The organism is Bdellovibrio bacteriovorus, assembly GCF_048286975.1.
GTDB classification, from domain to species: Bacteria; Bdellovibrionota; Bdellovibrionia; order Bdellovibrionales; family Bdellovibrionaceae; genus Bdellovibrio; species Bdellovibrio bacteriovorus_H.
The window spans coordinates 1-25,578 of the sequence record NZ_JBLVRT010000008.1 but is presented as its reverse complement, the minus strand read 5'-3'; the positions used below and the strand labels follow the sequence as shown (position 1 = coordinate 25,578).

Annotated in this window: 24 protein-coding genes; 15 read left to right on the top strand and 9 right to left on the bottom strand. The window is 50.9% G+C overall.

What is annotated here, in order from left to right; all coding sequences use genetic code 11:
- The first annotated feature begins 38 nt into the window (after window positions 1–38).
- The 3 genes from ACNQKP_RS17425 (at window position 39) to ACNQKP_RS17415 (ending at window position 4,138) form a co-directional block, all read left to right on the top strand.
- On the top strand, window positions 39–695 hold the full coding sequence (locus tag ACNQKP_RS17425; protein WP_417866452.1) for a class I SAM-dependent methyltransferase: 657 nt from the start codon (window positions 39–41) through the stop codon (window positions 693–695).
- A gap of 182 nt (window positions 696–877) precedes the next feature.
- Window positions 878–3,151 carry a hypothetical protein gene (locus ACNQKP_RS17420; RefSeq protein WP_417866450.1) on the top strand — a complete coding sequence of 758 codons (2,274 nt, stop codon included), beginning with the start codon at window positions 878–880 and terminating at the stop codon, window positions 3,149–3,151.
- A 129-nt stretch (window positions 3,152–3,280) separates the two neighbouring features.
- Complete coding sequence (locus tag ACNQKP_RS17415) at window positions 3,281–4,138, top strand: TIGR02285 family protein (RefSeq protein ID WP_417866448.1); 858 nt, start codon at window positions 3,281–3,283, stop codon at window positions 4,136–4,138.
- Here the strand turns inward: ACNQKP_RS17415 and ACNQKP_RS17410 are convergent.
- From ACNQKP_RS17410 to ACNQKP_RS17400, 3 genes are read right to left on the bottom strand one after another with little or no spacing between them, the layout of a single operon-like run.
- Entirely contained in the window at window positions 4,120–5,091 is a 972-nt protein-coding gene (locus ACNQKP_RS17410; protein WP_088565760.1) for a tRNA dihydrouridine synthase, read from the bottom strand. The genes ACNQKP_RS17415 and ACNQKP_RS17410 overlap by 19 nt on opposite strands.
- A 2-nt stretch (window positions 5,092–5,093) precedes the next feature.
- Window positions 5,094–5,552: an EVE domain-containing protein gene (locus ACNQKP_RS17405; RefSeq protein WP_011163811.1), complete on the bottom strand. Its 459-nt coding sequence runs from the start codon at window positions 5,550–5,552 to the stop codon at window positions 5,094–5,096.
- Complete coding sequence (locus tag ACNQKP_RS17400) at window positions 5,549–5,944, bottom strand: YchJ family protein (RefSeq protein ID WP_417866445.1); 396 nt, start codon at window positions 5,942–5,944, stop codon at window positions 5,549–5,551. The genes ACNQKP_RS17405 and ACNQKP_RS17400 overlap by 4 nt, the downstream gene beginning before the upstream one ends.
- Before the next feature lie 125 nt (window positions 5,945–6,069).
- On the opposite strand from ACNQKP_RS17400, the gene ACNQKP_RS17395 reads away from it, so the two are divergent.
- The 6 genes from ACNQKP_RS17395 (at window position 6,070) to ACNQKP_RS17370 (ending at window position 13,210) form a co-directional block, all read left to right on the top strand.
- A complete protein-coding gene (locus ACNQKP_RS17395) occupies window positions 6,070–6,837 on the top strand; it encodes an SDR family NAD(P)-dependent oxidoreductase (RefSeq protein ID WP_417866443.1) in 768 nt (255 codons plus the stop codon).
- 2 nt (window positions 6,838–6,839) lie between these two features.
- Window positions 6,840–8,249: a class II fumarate hydratase gene (fumC, locus tag ACNQKP_RS17390; protein WP_417866441.1), complete on the top strand. Its 1,410-nt coding sequence runs from the start codon at window positions 6,840–6,842 to the stop codon at window positions 8,247–8,249.
- 45 nt (window positions 8,250–8,294) lie between these two features.
- Complete coding sequence (locus ACNQKP_RS17385) at window positions 8,295–9,227, top strand: hypothetical protein (RefSeq protein WP_417866439.1); 933 nt, start codon at window positions 8,295–8,297, stop codon at window positions 9,225–9,227.
- A 14-nt stretch (window positions 9,228–9,241) separates the two neighbouring features.
- Window positions 9,242–9,682 (top strand): hypothetical protein, encoded by a 441-nt coding sequence (locus ACNQKP_RS17380; RefSeq protein WP_417866437.1) that lies wholly within the window; start codon window positions 9,242–9,244, stop codon window positions 9,680–9,682.
- Window positions 9,683–9,703: 21 nt separating this feature from the next.
- Window positions 9,704–11,722: an ATP-dependent helicase gene (locus tag ACNQKP_RS17375; RefSeq protein WP_417866435.1), complete on the top strand. Its 2,019-nt coding sequence runs from the start codon at window positions 9,704–9,706 to the stop codon at window positions 11,720–11,722.
- Between the two features lie 129 nt (window positions 11,723–11,851).
- Window positions 11,852–13,210, top strand: coding sequence for a PAS domain-containing protein (locus ACNQKP_RS17370; protein ID WP_417866433.1), 1,359 nt, complete (start codon window positions 11,852–11,854; stop codon window positions 13,208–13,210).
- On the opposite strand, the gene ACNQKP_RS17365 is transcribed toward ACNQKP_RS17370, so the two are convergent.
- Window positions 13,211–13,897 (bottom strand): RluA family pseudouridine synthase, encoded by a 687-nt coding sequence (locus tag ACNQKP_RS17365; protein WP_417866431.1) that lies wholly within the window; start codon window positions 13,895–13,897, stop codon window positions 13,211–13,213. It lies immediately after the preceding gene.
- Window positions 13,894–14,304, bottom strand: coding sequence for a hypothetical protein (locus tag ACNQKP_RS17360; protein ID WP_417866429.1), 411 nt, complete (start codon window positions 14,302–14,304; stop codon window positions 13,894–13,896). Before ACNQKP_RS17360 ends, ACNQKP_RS17365 begins: the two co-directional genes overlap by 4 nt.
- A gap of 117 nt (window positions 14,305–14,421) precedes the next feature.
- On the opposite strand from ACNQKP_RS17360, the gene ACNQKP_RS17355 reads away from it, so the two are divergent.
- The 4 genes from ACNQKP_RS17355 (at window position 14,422) to ACNQKP_RS17340 (ending at window position 16,608) form a co-directional block, all read left to right on the top strand.
- Entirely contained in the window at window positions 14,422–14,676 is a 255-nt protein-coding gene (locus ACNQKP_RS17355; RefSeq protein WP_015090463.1) for a hypothetical protein, read from the top strand.
- A 69-nt stretch (window positions 14,677–14,745) separates the two neighbouring features.
- Complete coding sequence (locus tag ACNQKP_RS17350) at window positions 14,746–15,675, top strand: ParA family protein (protein WP_417866427.1); 930 nt, start codon at window positions 14,746–14,748, stop codon at window positions 15,673–15,675.
- Between the two features lie 12 nt (window positions 15,676–15,687).
- On the top strand, window positions 15,688–16,275 hold the full coding sequence (locus tag ACNQKP_RS17345) for a hypothetical protein (protein WP_417866425.1): 588 nt from the start codon (window positions 15,688–15,690) through the stop codon (window positions 16,273–16,275).
- A gap of 3 nt (window positions 16,276–16,278) precedes the next feature.
- Window positions 16,279–16,608 (top strand): BolA family protein, encoded by a 330-nt coding sequence (locus ACNQKP_RS17340; protein WP_417866423.1) that lies wholly within the window; start codon window positions 16,279–16,281, stop codon window positions 16,606–16,608.
- 630 nt (window positions 16,609–17,238) lie between these two features.
- Here the strand turns inward: ACNQKP_RS17340 and ACNQKP_RS17335 are convergent.
- Complete coding sequence (locus ACNQKP_RS17335; RefSeq protein ID WP_417866421.1) at window positions 17,239–17,499, bottom strand: hypothetical protein; 261 nt, start codon at window positions 17,497–17,499, stop codon at window positions 17,239–17,241.
- A gap of 203 nt (window positions 17,500–17,702) precedes the next feature.
- Between ACNQKP_RS17335 and ettA the strand changes: the two genes are divergently transcribed.
- Window positions 17,703–19,373, top strand: a complete 1,671-nt coding sequence (gene ettA, locus ACNQKP_RS17330) for an energy-dependent translational throttle protein EttA (protein WP_417866419.1) — start codon at window positions 17,703–17,705, stop codon at window positions 19,371–19,373.
- A 126-nt stretch (window positions 19,374–19,499) separates the two neighbouring features.
- Entirely contained in the window at window positions 19,500–20,222 is a 723-nt protein-coding gene (locus tag ACNQKP_RS17325; RefSeq protein WP_417866418.1) for a DUF4010 domain-containing protein, read from the top strand.
- On the opposite strand, the gene ACNQKP_RS17320 is transcribed toward ACNQKP_RS17325, so the two are convergent.
- From ACNQKP_RS17320 to ACNQKP_RS17310, 3 genes are all read right to left on the bottom strand, one after another.
- Window positions 20,219–23,581, bottom strand: coding sequence for a beta strand repeat-containing protein (locus tag ACNQKP_RS17320; RefSeq protein ID WP_417866416.1), 3,363 nt, complete (start codon window positions 23,579–23,581; stop codon window positions 20,219–20,221). The two genes, ACNQKP_RS17325 and ACNQKP_RS17320, sit on opposite strands and share 4 nt — an antisense overlap.
- Window positions 23,582–23,673: 92 nt before the next feature.
- Complete coding sequence (locus tag ACNQKP_RS17315) at window positions 23,674–24,954, bottom strand: sensor histidine kinase (RefSeq protein ID WP_417866414.1); 1,281 nt, start codon at window positions 24,952–24,954, stop codon at window positions 23,674–23,676.
- A 107-nt stretch (window positions 24,955–25,061) separates the two neighbouring features.
- Window positions 25,062–25,466 carry a J domain-containing protein gene (locus ACNQKP_RS17310; RefSeq protein WP_417866412.1) on the bottom strand — a complete coding sequence of 135 codons (405 nt, stop codon included), beginning with the start codon at window positions 25,464–25,466 and terminating at the stop codon, window positions 25,062–25,064.
- Between the last annotated feature and the right edge of the window lie 112 nt (window positions 25,467–25,578).

The following is a 25,578-nucleotide window of genomic DNA, read 5'->3' as shown; positions in this document are numbered from 1 at the left end:
TGACATAGCTAAGAGGGGGAGACAAGGTTTCATCTAAGATGAACTGCCTGCTCTGTCATTCGCCCCATTCAGCGCCCTTCAAAGTGGATAAAAAGCCCGTCCGCAGCTATTTTCATTGCGCAGAGTGTGATTTGATCTTTATGGATCCCGCAGAGCGTCTTGGGCCCCAGGAAGAAAAGCTGCGCTACGATGAGCATGAAAATCAAAGCAGCCCTGGATACCTGGCGTTCTTTGAACCCCTTATCAACAGCATTGAAGAGCATTTTAAAGCCGCGGGTGTCATGGGTTCAGCGCTGACTTCTTTGGATTTTGGATGTGGGCCGACAGCGCTGCTTTCGCAGCTATTGAATCTGCGTGGATTCAAAACTCACGATTATGATTTGTACTATCGTCCGAATCAGGATGAACTTCGTAAGACGTATCATCTGGTGACTAGCACCGAAGTGTGGGAACACTTATATAACCCGCGTACCGAAATCGAACGCATGTTGCGCCTTTTGAAGCCGGGTGGACTCCTCGGAGTGATGACTTCCGGTCATCGTGGTGAGGCTGTCTTCCATGATTGGCACTATCGCAGAGATACGACTCACGTCGTATTTTTCTCAGAGCAGACCATGAATTGGATCGCCCAGACCTATAAAATGCAGCTGATAAAAAGCCGAAGCCCGTACTGGATATTCCAGAAATTGTTCTAGCCTTAACGGGTGATACAATAGTTGCCGACTCAAAATGAGAATTTTTTGATCACCTTTTGACCTAAGACCCATATTCCGAAGAGATAGGTGAGGAATATGAGTTGGGTCTTCACATAATTGTCACCATCTTAACAGTATTCGGGACTAGTCCTGCAAAAGCCGCATCGGATGTGGCGTTGGCGATGGCTTGTATTAGTCAGTCGCAATGTTCTGATCAGGTCAAAAAAGTTCAAAAACAACTGCAGTGGAACTGCGAAGTTGAAATCAAATCCCAAAACTGCGCGAAACTTTCTGAAGAGCATCCCGATTGGGCGCCACTGATGCGCAAGTGTGATCTGAATTCACAGTGCCTGGAACAAAAAGAATACATGCAGAAAAAAGCTCTGGCTTGTTTGCGTGGATATAAAAACGCGATGGTGGATCTGGGAATTTCTTTGAAAGACATGACCGTGTCTCTGGCCGGTTTGGTAGAGGACAGCTGGGAATCCATCAAGAAAAACAACCGCGAGCGCGCGGCGTTTCTCAAGCAATGCAACACCTCTCTGTCCTGCAAAAAAGATCTGGTGAAAGACGATCATCGCTACAACAAGCTTTCTGATGAAGAAATCAACAAACTGCCAGCATCGTTCCTGTACGTGCAGGCTCAGGATATGAAAGCCTACATGTCCTCTTTGGAACGGGTGCGACCGAAACCCTATGTGCCCATTGCCGAGCGCTCTCGTGATGACACTGCGATGACTCCTGAACAGAATCAGAAGCTTGAAAGTCTGATGAACATTGCAAGTTCCAAAATCCAAGAACAGTACGACCGCTATATGTGTTACAACGCTTTGGCCCGTGAAGAGCTGGAGTGTTACGCCATCGGCACAGTGGTGGACCCGACCCTGCTTGCAGGCTATTTCGTCAAAGGGGCCCGAGCGGCCACAGCCGCGGGCCGACTGATGAAGACTGAAAAAGAAGTGCATGCCGCTGCTGAGGTGGCGGCTGGTTCTGCGAAGATTTCCCGCAGTGAACTGACGGGACGTTATATCAGTTATTCTCCGACCAGTGTGGAGCAGAACACCGCCTGGATTGCTCGGGCTGAAAAAGGGGCGGATGCCAAGGTCACCTTCCTGGATGTGGAAAACAGCCAGATGAAATATCTGAACGACAGTCTGAAAGACAAAAACCTTGTGACGGGGCTGACGAATTATCACAAGGAACTGCTGTTTGATAATATCAAGGCGCTGGAAGCTGCAAATCCAGGACTGGTCATTGATAAATACTCTGACTTCAAGTCCTCGCGTTTTGCCTTTTCGGGCAAGGTGCCGAAGGACATTGAAGAACAGCTGGAAAAAGTTTTTGACAAGACCAATGCCGATTTCAATAAAAAGCTGAAAGAGTCCGACGCCCTGAAGTCTGGCACTAAAACCGAAGATTGGTTCCGCGCAGGTATTGGCAACTCGGCGGACGAAGCCAATATGGCGGCAAGGTATTCACGACAGCTCGACAAGAATGAAGTGCAGAGTTTTCGCAAGGATGGTTTAAAAACCACCATGCAACAGAAGATCACGTCCCTTGAAAAGCAACGTCAGGAACTGCGCACGGAAGTCAGCGGCACCGGCCTGTTGGATGGAAAAACCTTTGATCAGGATGTGTTTGATATCGTCCGCAAAGGCAAAGGGGACACCGCTCAAGTGAAGCAGGCTTTGAAGAACCGATATGCATTAAGTGATATCTCTTCAGGCACTGTGCAAAAACTGCAGTCCTATGTGAACGCGACAGACGAGTTTTCACCAGGGATCTATATTCCAAAGCGGGAGATCGCGCATTTGAATGCAGCTGATCAGGGTGGGCTGTCCGTGGATATCATCGGACTTGGTTCGGCCAACTTAAAAGGCACGGCTGAAGCATTGGCTGCTTCGTCCAGCGTGAACAAAGCCCTTGAAACAACCCGTGCAGCGGAAAAGGCAGTCACCAAAAAGTTCAATGATCAAAAAAAGCAGTTCGAAGATGTTCTGACTCGCGCAGTGCCATCTGGAAAATTGAAATCTCTCTGTTCAGGAGATGACTGCGTGGCCGTGGCGGTGAAGCCTTTGAATCAGACAGAAAAGCAGGACATCTTGAAGGGGCTGGCGAACACGGATTACTCGGGGAGCTACAGACTGGCATTCATCCCGGATGGCGTGCGGAATGTGTCTGCACGCAATGCTTTGGCCAATCACGGGGAATCGGTTGAAAAGATCCTGCGCCAGTCCTTGGGCTCTGAAATGGAACCACGAAAACTCAAGGGCCTGACATTCGGCGTGGACATGCGGACTCAGAATCTGAACGAAGGCAGTGTCAAATTACTGATGGGCGAAGCCAAAGGTGTCAACTTGACTGCCAACGAGCGCAGACGCATCCAGGAAGCCTTCAAAGAGGCCATCCAAAAATTCAACGCCACCTCCTCAGCCAACTACAACGCTCTCCCTTAAAAGGTGCCTGCTGGGGCACCCTCCACAGGGGGGCCGTCCCCAGTTTTTCTGGCTACAGCGCAATAACTTGTCTGAAATACATTTATCCTGACAACTTGGACTGAGCTATCGTGAAGGCCTGAGGCCTTGATGAAAAGACTGATCCTGTTGATCTTCCTTGTTGTGAACATGTTTTGCCCATTGGCAGGGGCCGAGGACATCACGTGGATCCGTTGGGATGATCCGCCGATTTTTGTTTTCAGTGGTCCGTTCAAAGGGCAGGGAGTACTGGACACCGTGGAAGGCGAGCTTCGCAAAAAGCTTTCCCAGTATCAGCACAAGACCTTGGAAGGCACGGTGCCTCGGGTTTTGAAGGAAGCAGAAGGTAAAAACCAAATCTGCAACGCCGGCTGGCTGGATACACCCGAGTGGTCCAAGCTGTTCTATTTTTCAACGCCCGTGTTTGTGATTCCCGCCAATGGGATCTTGCTGCCAAAAAGCCGACTGGCCGAGGTTCGAAATTTGGCGCCTTATTCGTTGCAAAAGTTTTTGGATTCAAAGAAATCCTGGAAGCTCGGGGTCGGTCGCCTTTACGGCGAGGGCATCGACGAAGTGCTGATCAAGAACAACTATCAGAAAAACCCTCAGGTGATCACCATTGCCACCAGTCTAAGGGTGCATAAGATGCTTCATGCCAACCGCATTCAGTACACCTTGGGCTATCCGTTCGAGGCGGTTTATTACAATGAGCTTTTAAACAGCAAGACCGATTCGGTGGTGCACATTCCGGTGACCGAAAATTCCGCCCGGGTGGAAGTGGTCGTCGCCTGCCCCAAAACACCCTGGGGAGCCAAAGTCATTGCCGATGTGGATCGGGCCCTTCAAAATAAAACCTTGCTGGAAAAATTTGAAAAAGGTGTGGACCGTTGGCTCAGTGCTGAGGACCGGGAAAAGCTGGCTCCGGCCCGTAAAGAATTTTATCGAAAGAACTATCCGTCGCTCAAGTGATCGACACCGCACAAGGCGTGCAGCTTGGCTTTGAACTCTGTTGGCTTTTTAAGAACTTTGATTTCATCAAAGATCGCCTTGGCTTCCTGATTTTTCAGGGACAGGGCTTTGAGCCATTGTTTGGAGCGGGACACGGCAAAGTAGTCGTTGATGTACAAAGTGCTGGATTCAAAGAACTGCGGCAGCAGGGGTCGGGCGCGTTCCCAGCTCATGTCTTCCACGGGTTGCTGATTCAGGCTTTGTTTGATCTGGCTAAAGATGAACGGATTGCTCATGACTCCGCGGCCGATCATATAGTCTTCGCACTGGGTGACTTCAACGCAGCGGTTGAAGTCCGCCACATTCCAGATTTCTCCGTTGGCGATAAGCTTTATTTTGGTCTTTTCTTTGATCTTCGGGATCCAGTCCCAGTAAGCCGGTGGTTTATAACCATCAGTTTTGGTGCGGCAGTGAACCGTCAGCCAGGTGGCATTGGCTTCTTCCACGGCCTGGGCGATTTCCAGACACTTGGTCGGATCGTCAAAGCCCAGACGGATTTTCGCAGTCACTGGAACATCCGCGGGAACAGCCTTGCGAACAGTGTCGACAATGTTAAACACGCGATCGCAGGATTTCAAAAGGCTCGCGCCGCCATCATGACGATTCACGGTTTTTGCCGGGCAGCCGAAATTAAGATCCACACCCAAGGCGCCCAGTTTTACTGCGCGCTGGGCATTCAAAGCCAAGGGTTCGGCCTGGCCTCCCAAAAGCTGTACAAAGACCGGCGTGCCCCAGCGGGTGCGCGATCCGGTTTTCAGTTCGGGGCAGTTTTTATAGAAAACACTTTCCGGATGCAGACGGTCGGTGACACGCAAAAATTCGGTCACACACTGATCAATGCCGCCCAGGCGCGTGAGAGTATCACGCATCACCCAGTCGACAACGCCTTCCATCGGAGCCAGAAACAGTTTCATTCCTAAGCGCCGCCCAGTTTGGTCAGAATATCAAAATGCTTTTTTTCAACAGGCTGAATGGAAAGGCGGGAGCCTTTTTGCAAAACCAGCATGTCAGCCAGTTTTGCGTTGTCGCGCAGCTCAGGCAGACTGATATAGTTTTTAAAGTGCGCCACGTATTCCACCTGCACACAGAACCAGATTGGTTTTTCTTTGGTGGCTTTCGGGTCAAAATATTCAGATTTTTTATCGAACTGCTCTTTGTCCGGCTCGGCCACCTTGCTGATACGAGCAATGCCAGCCACTCCCGGAGGAGTTGCGTTGGAATGATAGAACAGCACTTCGTCGCCGACTTGCATGTCTTTCATCATGAAGTTGCGCGCCTGATAGTTGCGCACACCGGTCCACCAGGTCGTTTTGTCTTTCTTCAGTTGATCCAAAGAAAAGACATCCGGTTCTGATTTCATCAGCCAGTACTTCATTTGGTTTTCTCCGCTTTGATTTTTCCGGATTTGAAGAACCATTCGCCCGCTTGTTTGCGGAACAGGCTGACTTCGTGATGGATGAAATCTTCATCATCGACATTGTAGTAGGCTTTGAACTCGACGGTTCCTTTGGTGCCCTTTTCTTCGGCGTGAACAATCTCAAGCTTCAGGAACTTCGCACGTTCCGCCCACTCGCGGTTGGCCTCTTCGTCAATTTGATCCAAAGTCTGAGGATCTGTCGTATCCTGCAGGTACTCCATTTGATTCTTGGCAAAGGCGCTGTAACGAGCGCGCATCAAAGCTTCGGCTGTTGGCGCCAAAGCCTTACCAGAGTGATAAACACCACAACATTCAGAATAATTTTTCTCAGAACCACAAGGACATTTCATAGCCCGCGAAACTACCAGAATTCCCCCTAAAAGGTACCTGCTTACTTTTTCCGAAGCATTGCGTTATTTGGCTTGTGGGGGTGCCCTTCCAGAGGGGGGCTGCTATCGTTTTGGGGTGAGGTGAAATGATGGCGAAGTGGGCTTTGATTACTGGGGCAAGTTCGGGAATTGGCTGGTCAACGGCCGAGGCGCTGGCAGCGCAAGGGTTTGATATTTTCGTGACTGGCAGACGCTATGAAAAACTGCAAGAGCTGGAAAAAGCCATCAAAGCCCGTCATCCCAAGACTCAGGTGAAGCTGGCTTGTTTTGACGTGTCGGACCGTTTCGAGGTCAGTGAATTCGTCAAAGCTCACAAGACTGAAATTTCTGAGGTGGAAATTCTGGTCAACAACGCAGGTCTGGCTCGTGGAGTTGAAAAAATGCAGGACGCCTCTTTGGATGATTGGGAGGTCATGATCGACACCAACATCAAAGGGCTGCTCTTCATGACCCGCGCCGTGGTGGAACACATGGTGAAAAAGAATTCCGGTCATATTATAAATTTAGGCTCGGTGGCGGGTCGCTGGACTTATCCAGGCGGTGGAGTTTACTGCGCTACCAAGTTTGCTGTGCGTGCATTGTCTGAAGGACTGCGCATGGATTTGCTGGGCACCAAGGTGCGTGTCACCAACATTGAACCGGGCATGGTGAATACAGAATTTTCTGTGGTTCGCCTGGGGGATCAGGCCAAGGCCGACAAGGTCTATGAAGGCATGACTCCGCTGTCGGCTCAGGATATTGCCGAGACGGTTGCTTGGTGCGCAGCCAGACCGGCCCATGTGAACATTCAAGAACTCGTGATTTATCCCACAGATCAGGCCCATGTCGGCCAGGTCGCTCGCAAAGGAGTGTAGTGATGGCAGAGGGCGGATTCAGAATCGAAAAAGACACCATGGGTGAAGTGAAAGTTCCCGCAGACAAGTTCTGGGGAGCACAGACCCAAAGGTCCACAGAAAACTTCCGCATCGGGGGCGATCGTTTCCCGCGCGAGATGATCCGGGCCTTGGGTGTCTTGAAGAAGTCCGCCGCTATCACCAACGAAAAACTGGGCCTGCTTGATCCGAAAAAAGCCTCGGTCATCGTGAAAGCTGCTGATGAAGTGATCGTCGGCAAACTCGACGCCCATTTCCCGCTGGTGGTGTGGCAGACGGGTTCAGGCACACAGACCAACATGAATGCCAACGAAGTTATCGCCAATCGTGCAATGGACATGATGGGCATCAAACTTCCCAGCAAGGAAGTTCATCCCAATGATGACGTCAACAAAGGCCAGTCGTCGAATGACACATTCCCCACCGCCATGCACATTGCCGTGGGCGAGCAGATTCATCACCGTCTGATTCCGATGCTGGAAAAGCTGCATAAAGCACTGGAAAACAAACAAAAAGAATTCAAAGACATCGTGAAAATCGGTCGCACCCATTTGATGGATGCAACCCCCCTGACCCTGGGGCAGGAGTTTTCCGGTTACAGCACGCAGGTGAAACATTCCATCCAGCGCGTGAAAAACACCTTGCCGCATCTGTATGAGCTGGCTCTGGGCGGGACGGCGGTGGGAACGGGTTTGAATACGCATCCAAAATTTGCGGTTGAAGCCGCTGCTGAAATCGCTCGCGAGACGGGGATTGCCTTTGTTTCGGCTGAAAACAAGTTTGAAGCCCTGGCGGCCCATGACGCTTTGGTGGAGGTCAGCGGGGCGCTGAACTCGGTCGCGGTGTCCCTGATGAAAATTGCGAACGACATCCGCCTGCTGGGTTCCGGCCCGCGCTGCGGGATCGGGGAGCTTCATTTGCCCGAAAATGAACCGGGAAGCTCCATCATGCCGGGCAAAGTGAATCCCACCCAGAGCGAGGCCATGACCATGGTCTGTGCCCAGGTGATGGGAAATCACGTGGCCGCCACAATTGGCGGGGCGACGGGGCATTTTGAGCTGAACGTGTTTAAGCCTGTCATTGTGTTCAATGTTCTGAATTCCGTGCGCCTGTTGGCGGACGCGGCAGAATCCTTCACCGACCACTGCGTGGTGGGCATTGAAGCCAACCGTAAACAGATTCAGAAGCATCTGGAGCAGTCTTTGATGCTGGTGACGGCACTAAATCCTCACATTGGCTATGACAACGCAGCCAAAATTGCCAAAACTGCCCATAAAAACGGCACAACACTGCGCGAAGAAGCCATCAATCTTGGACTGCTCTCTGGCGAAGAATTTGATAAGATAGTAAAACCGGAAAATATGGTCGGCGTCCGCAACAGCGGGCAGAGCTGAAGCGGCGGCAGCCGCGTAAGCTGAAGCAGTACTGGAGTAACTTGAATGAATTCTCTTTTGGCAAAAGCGGACTGGATGAATCGTGACGACATCAGACCCTATGTGTTTGTTCGTCCCGAAAATCAGATCGCTCAGCCGGGTTCTGTGCATCGCAATGACTGGTTCACTCAGTCTCCGGTCTTCAAAAACCCTCTGGATGTGAAAGAACTGGCGTTTGCCGATCGTATTTACTCTTTGGAAGAGCGGGCCTTCGGGCCGTCAAACATGGCCATGCCTCGCTGGGTCTTTTATGACTGTGCGGTGATGCCAGGGTTTGTGGCGGGCTTTGCGGCTCGTCCTTCGGCCCTTTCTAAGGCGGCGCGTGAGGCGCTGGACCCCAAAAAGTTCCCGGCCAGCCTTTCTCCGATCAAATCCTCCGGGGTTCTGAAAGAGGTTGAGTCCCTGGATGACATGGACTGGATACCCTTGTCCCTGTTTATCATCATCCCGACGATGCATAAGGGCGAGTGGGTGGCGCACAATCTGTGCTCTGTGAACTCTCTGTTGCCGAAAGAGGAGCAGTTTTACGGTCTGGGTTTCATGTCCAAGGCCTTTGGTCTTTGGTACGCCAACGTGGAGCAATGCTCCGGGATGACCCAGTGGGGGAGTCCGGCTTTGAAGCTGCACTCGCATTATGGTCATTTAGAGGTAATTGGGGCTTACGCTCCGGTGCATTCTCATGCTAAAACTATTACTTACCGCGTACAGGTAAATACCCAGTGCTGGGAAAAGTTCTTTAACAAGGAACCGGACCTGGCCTTTCTGGAAAACTACGGACCGACGGGCACGTTCATCGATCCGAAGCAGGAAGTGAGTATGTTGAACTTCCAGCAGCGCATTGAGCGCGGAGAGGGCCCTTTCTACCTGAGTGCAGGGGAGATTGCCCAGAAGAAGCTCGACGAACAATTGATGATTTATAGTTTGAAACAACAATACTAGATAGGAAGATACACATGTCCATGAATACCCTGCCACCGGTCGCGAAGTCCTTTTTTGCGTTCTGTAAAAAATGTGATGCTGACAGATACCATGTAGTTCTGGCGCACACGACGGCGACTTCCGCAAAGATCAAGTGCGAGATCTGCGGTTCTCAAAAGACGTATTCTCTTCCTAAAGCTCAGACTAAAACTGGCAAGCCTTTGACAGGTGCTGCGGCGAAAAAACGTGAGCAGACAATGAGCTCCCGCAAGTCCAGCCATCGCAACGAATACGAAATGCTGATGTCCAACGACGCAGCAGCGACAGCGACTTACAACATGAAGGGCAAGTTCGAAAAGAACACCAAGCTGCAACATCCTAAGTTCGGCCTGGGCTTCATCAAGGACGCTTTGACTGATAAAATTGAAGTTGTGTTCGAAGACGAAGTTCGTACTTTGATCCACAACCGTCAGTAATTTTTATAGAATCGAAAATTAATGGATTGGTTTAAGGGGCTCAACCCCGAACAACAAAAGGCCGTGAAGCACAACTTCGGGCCTTTGTTGATTTTGGCGGGTGCCGGTTCAGGCAAAACGACGGTTCTGGTTTCCAGGACAGGACGACTGATTTCAGAGCGTGTGGCACAGGCTCAGGAAATCTGCGTGCTTACTTTTACCAACAAAGCCGCGCGCGAGCTGAAACATCGCGTGGGCGCAAAGCTGGGAAGCTCTGGCTCGGGCATGTGGGCAGGGACCTTCCACTCGTTCGGATTGCAGATTTTGCGCCGATTCCACAAGCATGCGGGGCTTTCTCCGTATTTCGGCATTGTTGATCAAAGTGACTGCAATGCCATCGTCAAAGATCTGATCAAAGACATCAAAAACTCGGGCAAAGACAAGTTCGATGCCGACAAGATCCTGAACATGATCAATGACCGTCGCACGGGCATGGCCCCGCAGACGGAAGCCTTTGACGAATATCACGAGATGGTGGAAGTCCTGACACCGAAATTCACCAAACGCCTGGAGCATCTGGGGGTTGTGGATTTCGAGGGGCTTTTGATCAAGCCTATTACGTTGTTTAAAGAAAATCCTGAAATCCTGGAAAAAGTGCAGGGCATGTTCACGCAAGTGATGGTCGATGAGTTCCAGGATACCAATCGTCTGCAGATGGATCTTATCGCGCAGATCGTGAAAAGCCACAACAACATCGCGGTGGTGGGTGACGACGATCAGTCGATTTACGGCTGGCGTGGGGCGGAAGTGAAGAACATCCTGAACTTCCCCCAGGAATTCACACCGTGTGAAGTGATCAAGCTTGAACGCAACTATCGTTCCTCCGCCGAAATTCTGGCGGTGGCGAATGCGGCGATTTCCAAGAATAAAAACCGTCACGGCAAGATCCTGCGCCCGCAGGTTGCTGAAGACACCGGTCAGTTGCCAGAGTTGTTCATTCTGGATCGTGAAGAGGACGAGTGTGAATTCGTCGTTACCGAAATTCTGAATTTCCAAAGACAGGGCTATTCCTACAAGGACATGGCCGTGCTTTATCGTTCCAACACGCAAGGGGGCTTGATTGAGTCCTCGTTGCGTCGTGCGAACGTGCCCTATCATATCTCAGGGGGCACTTCGATCTTTGACCGTCGCGAGATCAAGGACCTGATGGCTTATCTGAAGCAGGCTTTGGCTCCGAATGAAGTGTCCCTTCGTCGTATCATCAACGTGCCTTCGCGCGGAATTGGTGACACTTCCATCGAGAAATTGAGTGAATTTGCACTTAAAAAACGCATCAACTTCGTCGATGCCTGCCGTTTCTGGCAGGAAGCGGGAGTGCAGGACAAAGCCGGCGCCGCCATTGATGATTTGATGATGTTCATTGAAAATCTTCCGAAAAACATCCTCGATTTCCAGGTGGGTTCTTCACCAGGGGCGAAGATGGTTCAGATCTTCCAGGATATTGGTTACCGCGAATACGTTTATGGAACGGCCGCGGACCCCACCAGTGCCGAAAAAAAATGGATGGTCGTCGAGATTCTGGGGCGCATTCTGGATTCATTCCTGGGCCGTCGTTCTTATGACGTTGAAAACATCAAGTCCTTCGTGGATTGCATGCTTTTGCGGGATGATCTGTCCGAAGAGGAACTGGAAAACAAAGTTCAGCTGATGACCTTGCACGCCTCCAAGGGGCTGGAGTTCCCGGTGGTGATTTTAGCGGGCCTTGAAGAAGACCTTCTGCCGCACAAGAACCTGGGATCTGACATCGATGAAGAACGTCGTTTGTTCTATGTGGGTGTGACCCGCGCAAAAAAGCGTCTGGTGATGTCGCGCTGTCAGCAGCGCAAGAAGAACGGCGCGGTTCGTCCGGTGGCCCCTTCCAGATTCCTGCTGGAACTTCCTAAAGAGCTTTACACTGAGTTTCCTCTGGGCGCTCGACCTGTGGTCGGGCAGGAACGTGAGGATTTAGTTGCAAGTTTCCTGTCGAAACTCGACAGCAAGCTCGGAACCAACAAGAAATAGCGAGTTCCTCTCTAAATATGAATCTATTTTGATCTGAAGAATGAGTGACGGTCACTTTCGTGACCGGGAGCTAAGGATACTGAGCAAAATGCCGATCAAAAAGCTGTAAAAGTTTTCTGAGAGGATTCCATGAAACGTCCAACGCCCACCCAAGCTGAAAGCCCTTTCGGGTTTGATGAGTTCTTTTTCTCTGTCACCGACAAAAGAGGCGTTATCAAGTACGGAAACGATGTTTTCGTTCGTGTCAGCGTGTATCCGAAGGAATCGATGTTGGGGGCTCCGCACAGCTTGATTCGTCACCCCGATATGCCTCGCGCGGTATTTAAGGAGTTCTGGAACTTCCTGAATCAAGGAAAAGCCGTTGGTGCATATGTTAAGAATCTGGCCGGTAACGGCAGTTACTATTGGGTGTATGCTTTTGCATTTCCGATTGGTGATGGATACCTGTCTGTCCGCTTTAAGCCCTCTTCTGAATTGTTTTCGGTTGTGCAGGGGCTTTATGGTGAAGTCCTGGCTTATGAAAAAGAACACACTTTGGAAGAGTCGCATCAGTATTTGTTGTCGAAGATCCAGCAGGCGGGCTTTCCTGATTATGAGAGCTTCATGATGAAGGCGGTGATGGAGGAGCTGAAAGCACGTGCTGCGCAGGTGCTTGAGTCTGAATCACGATCTTCCGGAGCTAATGGCGCCGGGCAAATCGCCGCTGTGACAAATGTCACCACCCGCAAGCTGAATGATGTCTTTGCTAAGCTGCGGGATTTTCAAGGGGCCAATCAAAGTCTTGATAGCGCCATGGGCCGGTTGGATCAGGGGTTTCAACAGCTGAAGTTTATTTCCATCAATATGAAAATCGCGGCTGCCAAATTTGGCGAGATGGCGGCAAGTCTGGGAGTGGTTTCCCACGAATTTTCAGTGTTGTCGGGCACTATTGAAAAGCACCTGGGAGGTCTTTCCGGGTTTGTTGAGGAATTGTCTAGTGTGATTCAAAAGTGTGTCCTGCGTGCGGCGGCCCTGAATGTGCAGATGCTGATGGTGGACTTTTTTGTTCGCGAATCCATCGCCAAGCTGGCAACTTCAGAAAACGCTTTCGACGAGATGCTGCAGAATCAGAAGGCCTTTTCCGATCTTTTCGCCCAGTATTGCCAAAATCTCGATAAAGAGTTTTCCGAACTGAAAAAAAGCCTGTCTGCGATTTCCTATGAGATGCTGGAAGTGGCCAAGTTCGTGACCGGACTTGAAGTTGTTCGTCAGATGGGGGCGATTGAGTCGGCGCGAACAACTGAGATTAGAAACAGTTTCACGCACTATCTGGAAGCAATGGATGATTTTATTCAGTTGCTGCGCGAAAGCACCGGTGAAATCGGCCGGGGTGTGACTTCCCTGGCCTCAAATTCCGAATTCATTGTGTCGTCCATTCGGAATATTTCAGGAAATGTGGACCAGATCTTTGCTCTTGCTTCCTCGCAAGAGCAGCAGAAAGCCGGCTAATCAGCCTTTCATGGCTTCTTTGAATTCCGGCGGCAGCGGGGCTTCAAAAGAGTGTTTATAGCCATTGATCATCACGGTCATGCGCGCGGCGTGCAGGAACATGCGTTTGGTTTGGTAAATATTCGCCATTCGCTCGTTGTACTTGGGGTCACCATAACGAGTGTCACCCACGATGGCATGACGGATCAGGGTCGTGTGCTTGCGGATCTGGTGCTGGCGACCGGTGATCAGACGAACTTCCACGAAAGAAAAATACTTGTTGGCTTCAAGGACTTTGTAAAGCGTGCGGGCATCCACGCGGTCTTTTAAAAGGCCCTGCGGATTTTTGCGTCCTTCAGCCTTGTCGGAAATAGGTGTGTTCCATTCCTGCCAATCGGTGCTGACAGGCAGTTCGCCACGCAAAAGTGCGTAATAAGTTTTTTCAACTTTGTGTTCTTGAAACTGCCCGGAAAGATTGGCGGCGGTTTCGGCATCCAGTCCCACCAGCAAAAGGCCACTGGTTTCCTTGTCCAGACGATGTACGGGGTGAATGTCCTGATAGGTTCCCGGTGTCAGTTGCTTTTTTAGAAGTGTGCGCACATCGGGTGGGTCATTGTGAACAGAAACGCCCGAAGGTTTGTTGATCACCAGCCAGTGTTTGGACTTTTCAAGGATGGGTATTTGGATCGGTGCGGACGGGCGGCTCATGGGATCTCCTTCAGGATTTTCTGCACCTCTTCCGGGGGCAGATCCTGAGTGGTCAATGGACTTTCAAACAGGGCTCTTTCTTTACGGGAGATCGCCAATGAATGCACGGAAATTAAAACAATCAGGTTGAACAGGAAGCCGCCCCAGCTCAGGAACAGGAAAAAAGTTCCCATAAGCAGGATGTTCTTTTCATAAGCTTTCAGGTTCTGCGCTTCAGCACCCTCGGTGAAGGGCTCGACATCCGAGCGGGACTCGCGCCAGTAAAGTCCGACTTTTTGCAGGTTGTTTTGCAGCTGTCGGTACGCAGGGGCTTTGACCTTTTTTCGGTGCATCCACAAGTGCAGTCCGGTGACGGAAGCCGAGGGAATCCAACCGATGACATAGGCGGCGGCAAGTTCGGGTGCCATAGAGGTCCTTTCAAGAGCTTTTAAAGCATATTCCGGTGGCTGATTCTTAGCAAGCCTGGGCCCGGGGGTTTGAGGCAGCAATGGGTTGCGGGGCAAAATACAACAAGGGAGGTTTCTATGAATCCGAACATCAATGAGTTTCTGAATTTTCTGGATAAAGAGGACGATACGGATTATGGCGACTTCAAGCGCGAAGTGGATCTGCATTTAATGCAACTGGCAGAGTCCATGCGACCCCTAACTAATGAGCAGGTCCTGCAGTTGCGCCGAATGCGCGAGCAATTACTCTGGTCTTATAAAGATGATATCGAGGAAATGCGCTCCCTGTTGAAGCAGGAGGTCAGTCACCTTGAGGATTTTGGACCTTCCTAGATTTATCGCGCTGCGTGTTTCCAAGCGGAAAGCCCCCTTGTAGGCTTGAAGGACTGACGGAGGTCCTTCATGTCCACTTTGGCGCAACAGGAGTTTTGTATTACTCTCAGCGATTTGGCCTCGTTTATGGAGATTCCTCCAAATCAGATCAAAGCCAAAGCTGAAAAAACTCTGCAACGAAAGATCAAATCCCCATGGCTGCTTCCCGAAGAAGCCCGTCAATTGCTGCTGGCTGAAGGTTACAAATATCCCCATAAGGTGATTTCCATTCAGATGCTCAAGGGTGGGGTGGCGAAGACCACGTCTGTTCTGAACATGGGCCTGCGAGCTGCGATGTATGGCGCACGTGTGCTGTTTGTGGATTTGGATCAACAGGCCAATTTGAGTTTCGCGCTGGGGGTCGAGGACGAGTCCCTTCCAGTATGGGTGGACATCGTCGAAAAAAAGAAAAGCATCGACGAGTGTGTGCGCTTTATCGAGCCGCATGTTGATTTGATTCCGTCCAGTCTGAACAATTCAGTATTGGACCGGGTGTTGCTGAATTCCAACCGCAACTGGTCTTTGGCGGTGAAATCCCCGCTGGAGAAAATCAAACACCGTTATGACCTGATTCTGATCGACACCGCACCAGCCCTGAGCGCCACGAATACCGCTGTGACCGTGGCTTCCGACGAGGTGATTTTGCCGGTGAATCCGGACAAGTTTGCCTTTATGGGCCTGCAAAAGAACTTAAGCGAACTGGAAGACATCCGCAGCGACTTCAGTCTGGAGTTCTCGCGTAAAGTTCTCTTTACCAAGTTCGATGGACGTGAGAAGTTCAGTCATGAGCTTTTACAAAAGTGCATAGAGTCTTTTGAAGACTCGCTGATGAAGGGTTATATTCGAACCTCAGCCGAGGTGAAGAACACCGTGCGCTCCGGTAAAAGTCTTTATGCCGGAAAGTCTCCGATCAAAGCCGACTATGATTTTGTAACCCGCGAAATGTTGGGATTTGTTTAAAAGGAAGTAAACATGCCAGAGATCAAACATTACGACGCAAAGAAGAAGCATCATCATCCAAAAAAACGCCGTCCTCACCACGAGGCCCAGGCTGAAATCGACGAAGCCACTGAAATTCGTGGTGACGCCGAAGAAATCATCGATGAGGCTCACGCTACGATGAGCGAGGCCCAAACAACGATGGAAGCCGCTGATGAAATCAACACCGAAGCGCAAAACGAAGGCGTAAAAGCGGATGAGTCCATGCGTGAAGCCAAAAAAATGGTTTCCGAAGGCGCGCCGATTTATTCTGAGGACACTGTGGATTCTGATATTCACCATGCAGAAGAAAAAGTTCACCTGGAATTCTACGGCAGTGAAGTGATCCGCCAAAAAGCACCGAAAGTGATGGAAATCGCTGACACCGTGGCTGATGAGTGGAAAAAAGACGGGCAGTTTGAAGGTTTGCCAGTTGGAAACCCTATCGCCCAGATGGCGGCCGCAAAAGCTTTGCGCACAGCCAAGGATGTTGATAAGAAGCTTGAAGAAAAAGGCGTCTATGCCATGGCTAAAATGGGCATCGACCTTATCAAATCAAAAATCGAAAAAAGAAATCACTAAAGAATGTCCCGAGAAAAACGCATCCGTGAAATCCTGACCCAATCCCTGGCTCCTCAAGAGCTAGGGGTGGAAAACGAAAGCCACATGCACTCAGTGCCACCAAACAGCGAAACTCATTTCAAAGTTTTGGTGGTTTCTGACTCATTTGAAGGCAAGTCTCGTATCGACCGCCAGCGCATGGTTAACGATCTATTGAAGTCGGAACTTCAAACAGGCCTGCATGCTCTCACACAAAAGGCTCTAACGCCGACTGAATGGGCAACACAAAAAGACACTCTGAACTTCGTGTCCCCAGAATGCCTGGGCGGCAGCAAGCACGACAAAATAAACTAAGTGCATCGGTTTTTTTGGTGGGGCGTTCTCGCCTCTCTTTAGATGCATACTCCTCGACTGCAAGACCACATCACCAATGTAAGTACTTGAAATACGAATATCGTACACAAGTTCAAAAGTAGTACAAACCACCAATTCCACGGATGTTTGAACTCCGAGCGAGCACGCATGTAAAGTCCAATAGCGGGTAGCATTGTTACGATGAAGGGAATCCAGGCGATAGGTTTACCGGTGATATCTACTTTTAAAATGTCTGCAATATAATTCTCAAGAAACCATATGGATACGACAGCTATGACTATAGCTAAGACAAATCTAAAGGCGTGCGTCCAGAATGGTTTAGAGTTGTATGTTTTCATATAAACAAAATTAGTTTATAACAGAGCCTGGTTCAAGACCAACAAAACATTCTTAGGCGCGAAGGACCCTTTTTTCCTTTTTCTTTCTTCGAAGCAAAATTGCCTTAAGGGCTGGGAGGATCCGGCAGGAGAGGGCCTTTGCCGGCGCCACGATGGCGCGAACCAGGCGTAGCCTGGCGGCAACTGAGCCCGGACGGCGTGCCCCGGAAGCCGGGTTCTCCCAGCCCTTAAGGCAATCCCCGCATCAAAGACAAAAGGAATTGAAAGGGAGTTATTCGTCGAATTGATTCAGTTTGGACTTAAGCTCGCCAAGAAGGCGTTTGACTTCCTGCAGCTGCTCTTCGTCAGGAGAGACTTTGTTGGCAGCCTCTTCCGTCAGAGTTTCCCAAGTGTTCAGGGCGTGCTTCAGGTCGGAGTTCAGGTTGCTGAACAGGGATTTTTTGGACGACGGCTCACGCTTCTCCGGTTTTTCCGGGGAATTCGGCGTGTCAGTATTCGAATTTTGCTGCCGCTCTAGGTTGCCGCCACTCATTAAATGCTTATTTCTGTCCGTAATTTAAGCTCAGTGCTTATTTTTTGTGCCGGAAAACCGGCTTTCTATCAGAAGCGCATCCTGCGCTAGGGGCGATAGTGTGATAAATGGAACTCCATTTGACAAGCGTTTTCGGGCTGGTAAATTACTTCGTTTATAGACGAAGTCAGGGCCGAATCCGGTCTTTTTAGGAGTGTGACGTCATGTCTCAAGAGATTATCTACACAATGAAGGGCGTAAGTAAAGTATATCCTCCACAAAGATATGTGTTGAAGGATATTTATCTTTCTTACTTCTATGGCGCCAAGATTGGTGTTTTGGGTCTGAACGGCTCTGGTAAATCCACTTTGCTCAGAATTATGGCAGGCGTGGACAAGGACTTCCTGGGTGAAGCTTTCCCTTCCAAGACAATGAAAGTCGGCTATTTCGAGCAAGAGCCTCACTTGGATGAAGCACTGACAGTGAAAGAAAATATCTTCGCTGGCATGGGCGAACTGCCGAAAGTAATGAAAGAATACAACGCGATCAACGACAAGTTCTCGGACCCGGATCTGGATCCGGACGAGATGAACAAGCTGATCGAAAAGCAGGGTGCTCTTCAGGAAAAACTGGAAGCCCTGGGTGCATGGGACGTCGATCAAAAGATCGAAATCGTGATGGATGCTCTTCGCTGTCCAGATGGGGATCTGCCGGTGACGAACCTTTCCGGAGGTGAAAAACGCCGTGTGGCTTTGGCCCGTTTGATCATGTCTGAACCAGATATTTTGCTTCTGGATGAGCCAACGAATCACCTGGATGCGGAATCTGTGGCGTGGCTTGAACAATATCTTTCCAAGTTCCCGGGAACTGTTATCGCAGTTACGCACGATCGTTATTTCCTGGATAACGTGGCTGGCTGGATCCTTGAGTTGGATCGCGGTGAAGGTATCCCTTGGAAAGGGAACTACACTTCCTGGTTGGAACAAAAAGACAAACGTCAGGCGAACGAAGCCAAAGATCAGGCTCGCAAGGCCCGTACTTTGGAAAAAGAATTGGATTGGATCCGTCAGGGCGCCAAAGCCCGTCAGGCAAAATCCAAAGCTCGTATCTCGAACTACGAAAACCTGTTGAAAGAAGCTTCTCCGGAGAAAATCCAGGAGATGTCCATCTACATCCCGCCAGGACCTCGTCTGGGCGATATCGTGGTGGAAGCACACAACATCACCAAAGCCTACAACCACAAAGTTCTTTTGGATGACGTGAGCTTCACGATTCCAAAAGGGGCGATCGTGGGTGTGATCGGTCCGAACGGTGTGGGTAAATCCACGTTGTTCCGTATGATCACAGGCAAAGAGCAGCCAGATTCCGGCACATTCAAAGTCGGTGACACAGTGAAGATCGCTTACGTTGACCAGACTCGTGAGACTCTGGATCCGAACAAGTCCATTTACGAGGAGTTGTCCGGTGGCGCTGATGTGATCCAGTTGGGCACGCGTGAAATCAATGCGCGTCAGTACGTTTCGTGGTTCAACTTCTCGGGTTCTGACCAGCAGAAAAAAGTCGGTCAGTTGTCCGGCGGTGAACGCAACCGTGTGAACATGGCAAAAATCCTGAAGCAGGGTGCGAACTTGTTGCTTCTGGATGAGCCAACGAATGATCTGGACGTCAACACCATGCGTGCGCTGGAAGAAGCGCTGCTGGAGTTCGGTGGATCCGCCGTGGTTATCTCGCACGATCGTTGGTTCCTGGATCGCGTGTGCACGCACATCATGGCCTTTGAAGGTGATTCCAAGATTGAATTCTATCCTGGAAACTTCACCGAATACGAAGAAGATCGTAAACGTCGTCTGGGCGAAAATGCCGGTCCGAAACGTGTTCGTTTCAAAATGGTGTAATAGCTGATGAAAAATCAGTGGGTGAGAGCAGGGTTATTCCTGCTCTTTCTTTTTGTTGCATCCAAGGTGGTACCGGCCGGTTCCATCGATCCCTGGGGGCTTTTCCGTCCTCAGAAGATTCTTTTTATGTTTTTTGCCCTGTCAGCGCTGCAGGTGATGGGGAAGGTGTTGTCATCCTTTGTTGGTCATCGGGCCGGAGTTTTGATGACGGGATTCTTGGGCGGGATACTTTCCAGCACGGCCACAACGGTCCGCCTTGTCAAAGACAGTCATGATGCGGAAGGGTCGCAAAGTGTTCGAATTGCGGCAATGCAGGCGGCAATCATTGCGATGTTGTTGCAAGCAGTGGTGCTGGTTGGCGCAGGCAGCGTGGAAGCTCTACAGACTGTGTCTGTGCATTTTCTCGTTCTGTTCCTGATAACTCTCGCGATGGCCGTTATTCTGTGGCACCGGCAAAGTCGTCCGCGAAATATGGTGACTGCCGACGAAAAGGTCTTGGATGTTTTAGAGTCTTTGAAGCTGACAGTTTTTATTGTCCTGATCCTGGCGGCCAGCCGGGGAGCGCAAACCTGGTTGGGTAACGACGGCCTGATGGCGTTGACCTTTTTAGTGTCGTTGTTCGAAGTTCACGGGTCTTTGATTTCCACAGCTCAGCTGCTCGCGGCGGATCAGGTCAGTCTTGCTCAGTATGAAAAGCTGGTAGAGATCTCTTTGCTTGCAAGCTTTGTTTCAAAGCTGGTTTTGATTGCGACCTTGTCCAGTGCGCCGTTCAAAAAACGGGCTGTCGTCAGCCTGATGCCTGCTGTGCTGTTTTTGCTTCTGCATCTTTTGGGCTGGATTCACATTTAGTTCTGACACATGTACACGACGCGAATATCGTAGATTGCATCTCCCGTAGTTGCGAAGTCCGTAGTGAATCCAAAGCCCCCATTCGCATTGGCTGTGCATGTGCCTGGGCATCCGGGGAAAACGGATTCATTTGGATTTAACGCAGCCAGGTTGTTTTCTGAACCCGAAACAACACCTTTCGAAATGTAGCCTACACAGGTTGAATTTGGAACTCCGTTGGTGCATTCCCCGGCGGTCCAGTTATGAACATTGTAAGCCGCCACTGTTGTTCCTGTCTGAGTCACGTAAGAACAGACAGTCATTCGTCCGATAGGAGCACTGGTTCCGATCTTTACCGCGCCGTTGACTTCCAGCTTGGCCGTCGGGTTGGTTGTACCGATGCCGACATTGCCGTTGTGGTTGATGACCATTTTCTCGGAAGCCCCTGTGGCACCATTTGTGGTGGTGTGGAAGGTGATCTTCGCACCACCAGCCGAAGTGGTATGGGCTTCAGTCGCATAGAAGTTCACGGCGGCATTTCCACCGTTTTGGTATTGAGTGCCGTTATAAGCAAAGGCTGTCAGGCTGGTGATGGCCTGGCCGCTGGAGACCGCAAGTGGAGAAGCAAGGGTTCCGGCACTTTGATACCCTGAGAATGTTGCTATTTCCACCGTACTTGCGACCAGAGCTGAAATGCGGCCGCCGACATCGGTGCCTTCACCAATGGCCTGAACACCCGCCCGATGGGGGTGAACCGCAGAAGATGGCACCCGGGTCACGATTTGCAAAGGGACTGTCGGGGTGGTTGTGCCAATACCGACGTTCCCCGCACCTGTGATACGCATGCGTTCGGCATCAGTACCAGCAGAGGCGGTGAAGAATCGCAAGTTTCCGTTCACGGCTGTGGCAAAGTCTGTTTCAGCCGAAGAAGAAATGCGTGCGCTATAGGCGTGTGCGGTATTATCCCATCCGCGGAACGCCAAAGTTCCGATAGTGTCGTTGGCCAAAAGTGGATTTCGGGTCGCGGTTGTACCGCGGGAACGAGTCAGGCTGATTTGCGGAAGGGCTGTTTCGGAGTTGACTCCTTCCAGATAGATGTCGTCACCATAGTCAGTGCCATCACCCACGATATGCAGTCGGCGGGTTGGGGAGGTGGTGCCGACACCAATCATTCCGTCGCTGGCCAGGCGCAGTTTTTCAGTTCCGTTCACGCTGAAGCCCAGTATGTTGGTTCCCGGGAACATTCCTGAGGTGCTGTATCCACCAAAAGAATATGTCGGATTGGCGGCATTGAAAGATCCGCCACCCAAGCGCATCAAAGGCCCGAAAGAACCATTTAAAGTCAGGGAGGTGGCGCTTAAATCCATGGCCAGATTTCCACCGGAAGTGAATTTCATAATTCCGCCACTATTGGAAATGCCTGTGGATGGGCTGCTTGAGAAGCTTATCGAAGGCGCATTCCAGGCACCATCCGCCAGGTATATCTTTCCGGCGCTGGTGATATTGTAAGACGCCATATTTAGATGGGCGGTCGCGGTGTGATTTCCAAGATTGTCACCCACGGACGGAAGCAGTGCCGCCGGGACTTTTCCAGTGCCATCCAGCTCAACCAGATTTCCAGCGGCAGTCCCGAAATCCTTGGTGGAAGCCGTGCCCAAGCCAGATACTTGCGTGTTGCTGATGGCAATATCCGAACACGAGAACGTGTCGGTGATCGCACTCCAGTTCAAAGTCTTATTGGCCGTGGCGCAGGCCGTCGGCATCTGGGCATTGCCGGTCACGGTGGACCGAAGCTGTCCGAATCCAAAATACTGATTGTTCCACTTGGTATTGTCGTAAACCAGAACTTGTCCCAATAGCGGTGTCGCAGAGGCCACCGCCGTGCCTTGGATCTTTTCAACTTTGGTGTTGCTGAGTCCCGCCGTTGAAGTCACATCACCAGCGACATTCGGAATGTCTGTGGCCGTGGCGTTGGAAGCCGCGGTGACAAGTCCTTTGGCGCTGACAGTCACCCGGTTGTAAGTCCCGGCAGTCACGCCAGAGTCATTCAAAGAAATGACCGGAGCGGTTCCTCCCGAACTTGCAATCGGAGCCGTGGCCGTCACACCGGTGACAGTGCCTCCGCTGGAAGTGACGGTTGTCCAGGACAGCTTTCCGGCCCCATCCGTTTTTAAAAGTTGTCCGTTCGTGCCGTCGGCGGCAGGCAGTTCATAGCTGCTGTTGCCCGAAAGAGCAGGGGCTTTCAGTTCCACATAGTTAGCCCCACTGTACAGACGCACACCGCTAGAGGTCTGAATCAGGCCGCTGGTGTTGATGGCGGTGGAACCCCCGATGGTGCCGGAGGTGATCGCACTGCCAGAAACTTTTCCGGCAGTGGATATCGTCGCAAGTTTGCTGTCTGCAATGGCCGCGGCGGCTGAGATGTCTTCATTCAAAATGGTTCCATTCAGAATTTTACCCGTGGTCACGGCATCGTCCTGAATCTTGGCGGTTGCAACCGTATTATCGTTCAAAGTGACTGTGGCCGCCGGACTGCCAGCCGAGGATACCGCCCCTGTCAACGAAGTGATGGCTCCCGCGGTACCTGAGTTGTCATCAGCCGGGGCCCAGTTGGTCCCGTCAAATTTCAAAACTTTTCCGGAAGCCAAACCGGTATTTACAACCGGGGTTCCCTTGATGCGATCCACGGAAGTCGCGCTTTGTGTACCGGACACATCCCCTGTCAGATTGCCAGTGAAGCCCGCAGAGCTGCCTGCAATATTTCCAGAAACATTAGCGCCGGTCACCACGGGCGCTGTGCACTCGAAGGTTCCAGCCGGAGCAATATGGCGAAGGTAAGTCCCGGCACCACAAACTGGCAAAGAGGCTTTAGCCACAAAGTCGCTGGCCACATTTGAGCCCAGCTTCAATGCGCTTTGCGCCAGCTTGGCGTGACCCGCATAGGGAACCGAGCGGATTTCGTTGTCTGGAGTGATCAGCTTCCAGCCCGTGCCGTCGTGGAACTGCACACGCAATAGTCGTTTGTCGTCAGCAACCGGAGTATACGAACCGCCACCTTCACAAGGAATGGCGACCGAGTTGTCAAAGCTGTCCAGTAATTTAAAGCCCGCCGCTGCCGGGTAGTTTTTGGTGCCTGTGCCAATAGGCACATCGAAGACTCCAGAGGAATTGCGCATGTCGATGGCGCTGGAAGTTTCGCGGTAAAGCACGCAGGTGCCGGTGGGGTTGGTGATCGAAAACTCGAATTGGACTCCGTTGACTTCAAGGGCTTCGCCTTGAGCGTTTCGTATGCGTCCCTGATAGGTGAGTGAACCTGGCGTGGCTAGAGCCCACGATGAAAGAAAAAGAACTGTGATTCCCGTGACGTACCGTTTTCTCATGGAATACTTATCGGATCATTGTGTGCACGGATTCAGGAAATTTGTGTAGTTCTTGGCAAGGCGAGGGTTTTTATAGTCTTAAGTTGAGACAACTACAGAACGGTCTTGGCCAGTGGCATCTTCAAAACCACGCGGGTGCCACTGGGGGCAGAAGAGCTGGTTTCTTCATTTGAGAATATTTCAATGGTTCCATCCATCATTTGCAAATATTCACGCACCAGCGGCATTCCATAGCCGGTGCCTTTTTCCCCTTGAGTCCCGGGTCGAGTGGTCTGGGAGTTCAGGTTGAAGATATTGGCGAGGATTTCTTTCGGGATGCCGATTCCATAGTCGCGGATCTCGATGATCACTTCGGTTTCAGTTGGATAGGCGCGCAGATCAATGCGCTCGCCAGGATGAGAGAACTTGATGGCGTTATTGATAAGATTCTGCAGCACTACGCTGCTCAGGATGGTCTTTTCACCATTGATAGGCATGCGGTCGCGGGAGATATCCAGCTGCATCTTGATGCCTTTTTGCTGGGCCGTGGCGACGGTGTTTTCATAAACCTCGTTCAGCACCATGGTCAGGTTCAATGGCTTCAAAGGCATGGCGGCTTTGCCGTCTTTCACGGACTTGAGATGTCGCACCTGTGCCAGCAAGTTGACGATGTCATCCACGGCGCGCTCGATTTTATCCAGCTCCTGGGCGCCGGACAGGTTTTCCTCCCGGTCCTCTTTGGCCTTTACCAGATTGTAGGTCATCGAAGACAGGGTGTTGGCGATGTCATGAATCAGAACACGAAGCAGGTTTTCGACATCGAGGTTCTTTTCCTCGAGGTTCTTCATCAGGGTCTTTTCCCCACGGATGTAATAGTGGGTGTTGAAGGCCGAGAACAGCAGGAAGACAACGACATTAAAGAGCTTTTCGCGGTTATAGTCGCCGTATTCAGCAATGACGTTCGGGCCGAATCCCTGGGCGCGGGCGAACCAGAAGAACCACAGGATCGCAAAGACGATCAGATAGCCGCCAATGGCCCCAGGAACACCGACCAGGATGCCGCAGACCAAAGGGATGGCCGTCAGCCAGAAGATGCCTGGAGCCTCAATTCCGCCCGATAGGTAAAGTAGATAGGCCAAGATCAAAGAGCACATCGTGCCCATAACACAGGCAGAGATCAGATAGTTTTTAAGAAATCTCAGGCACGCTTGTGGAACAATCAGCAGCACCACCCAGATCGGGATCAGGGCTGAGTTGTAGTCGGCGACCTTATATTGGAAATTGAATTTGATTATATAGACAAGCGAGACCAGGAGGGTCAAAGAATAGATGACCTTGAAATAGGTCAGTCGTTTCTTATAGGCATCCTCAGATGTAAAAGTCAGGTCTCGCATGGTGCTTTTTATTCCTGGTTGCTTCCATTATGCAATATCGGCGAGGAAACAAAAGGCCTAAGGGTATTTCAGCAATGTAATCTATGTTTAGCTGAAAATTGTTTGTTCTACAGTGAGACAAGCGGGCGCAAAGTCTCGTAGTGCGCTTTCAACTCTACGAACTGCGGGGCGTTTCCACCATGGTCGGGATGCAGAATCATGGCGGCTTGGCGGAAGGCCTTTTTCAATTCGCCTGCGGTAAAGCCGGCTGGAAGGTCAAAGATCCAGCTTTTCAAAAACTCGTAGGCCTGCTGTTGTGACGGGGAAAAGTTATGAGCTTTGCGTTGTGGACGAACTTTGGGGGCCGGATATTGTCCACGTGGGGAGTTGAATTCTTTGCGACCAACCTGACCCATCAGGAAGGCAAGGTGGGAGGGGTCGGCATTCAAAAGGCTTTCTTCGGAGGCGTTCACGAAGGGTTCGGAACCCATTTTCTCTCTGAGAATTTGCTTGAAGCTTGCCTGAAAACTCATGCTGTTCTTATCGGTACAAGGGGTAAAAGCCTCAGTCCAGAAGGTCACTTCCCAGCGAAAAACGGACTTTTTTAGAGGGGAAAAGGGGGCTTTCCCTAGGGGAAAACACCGT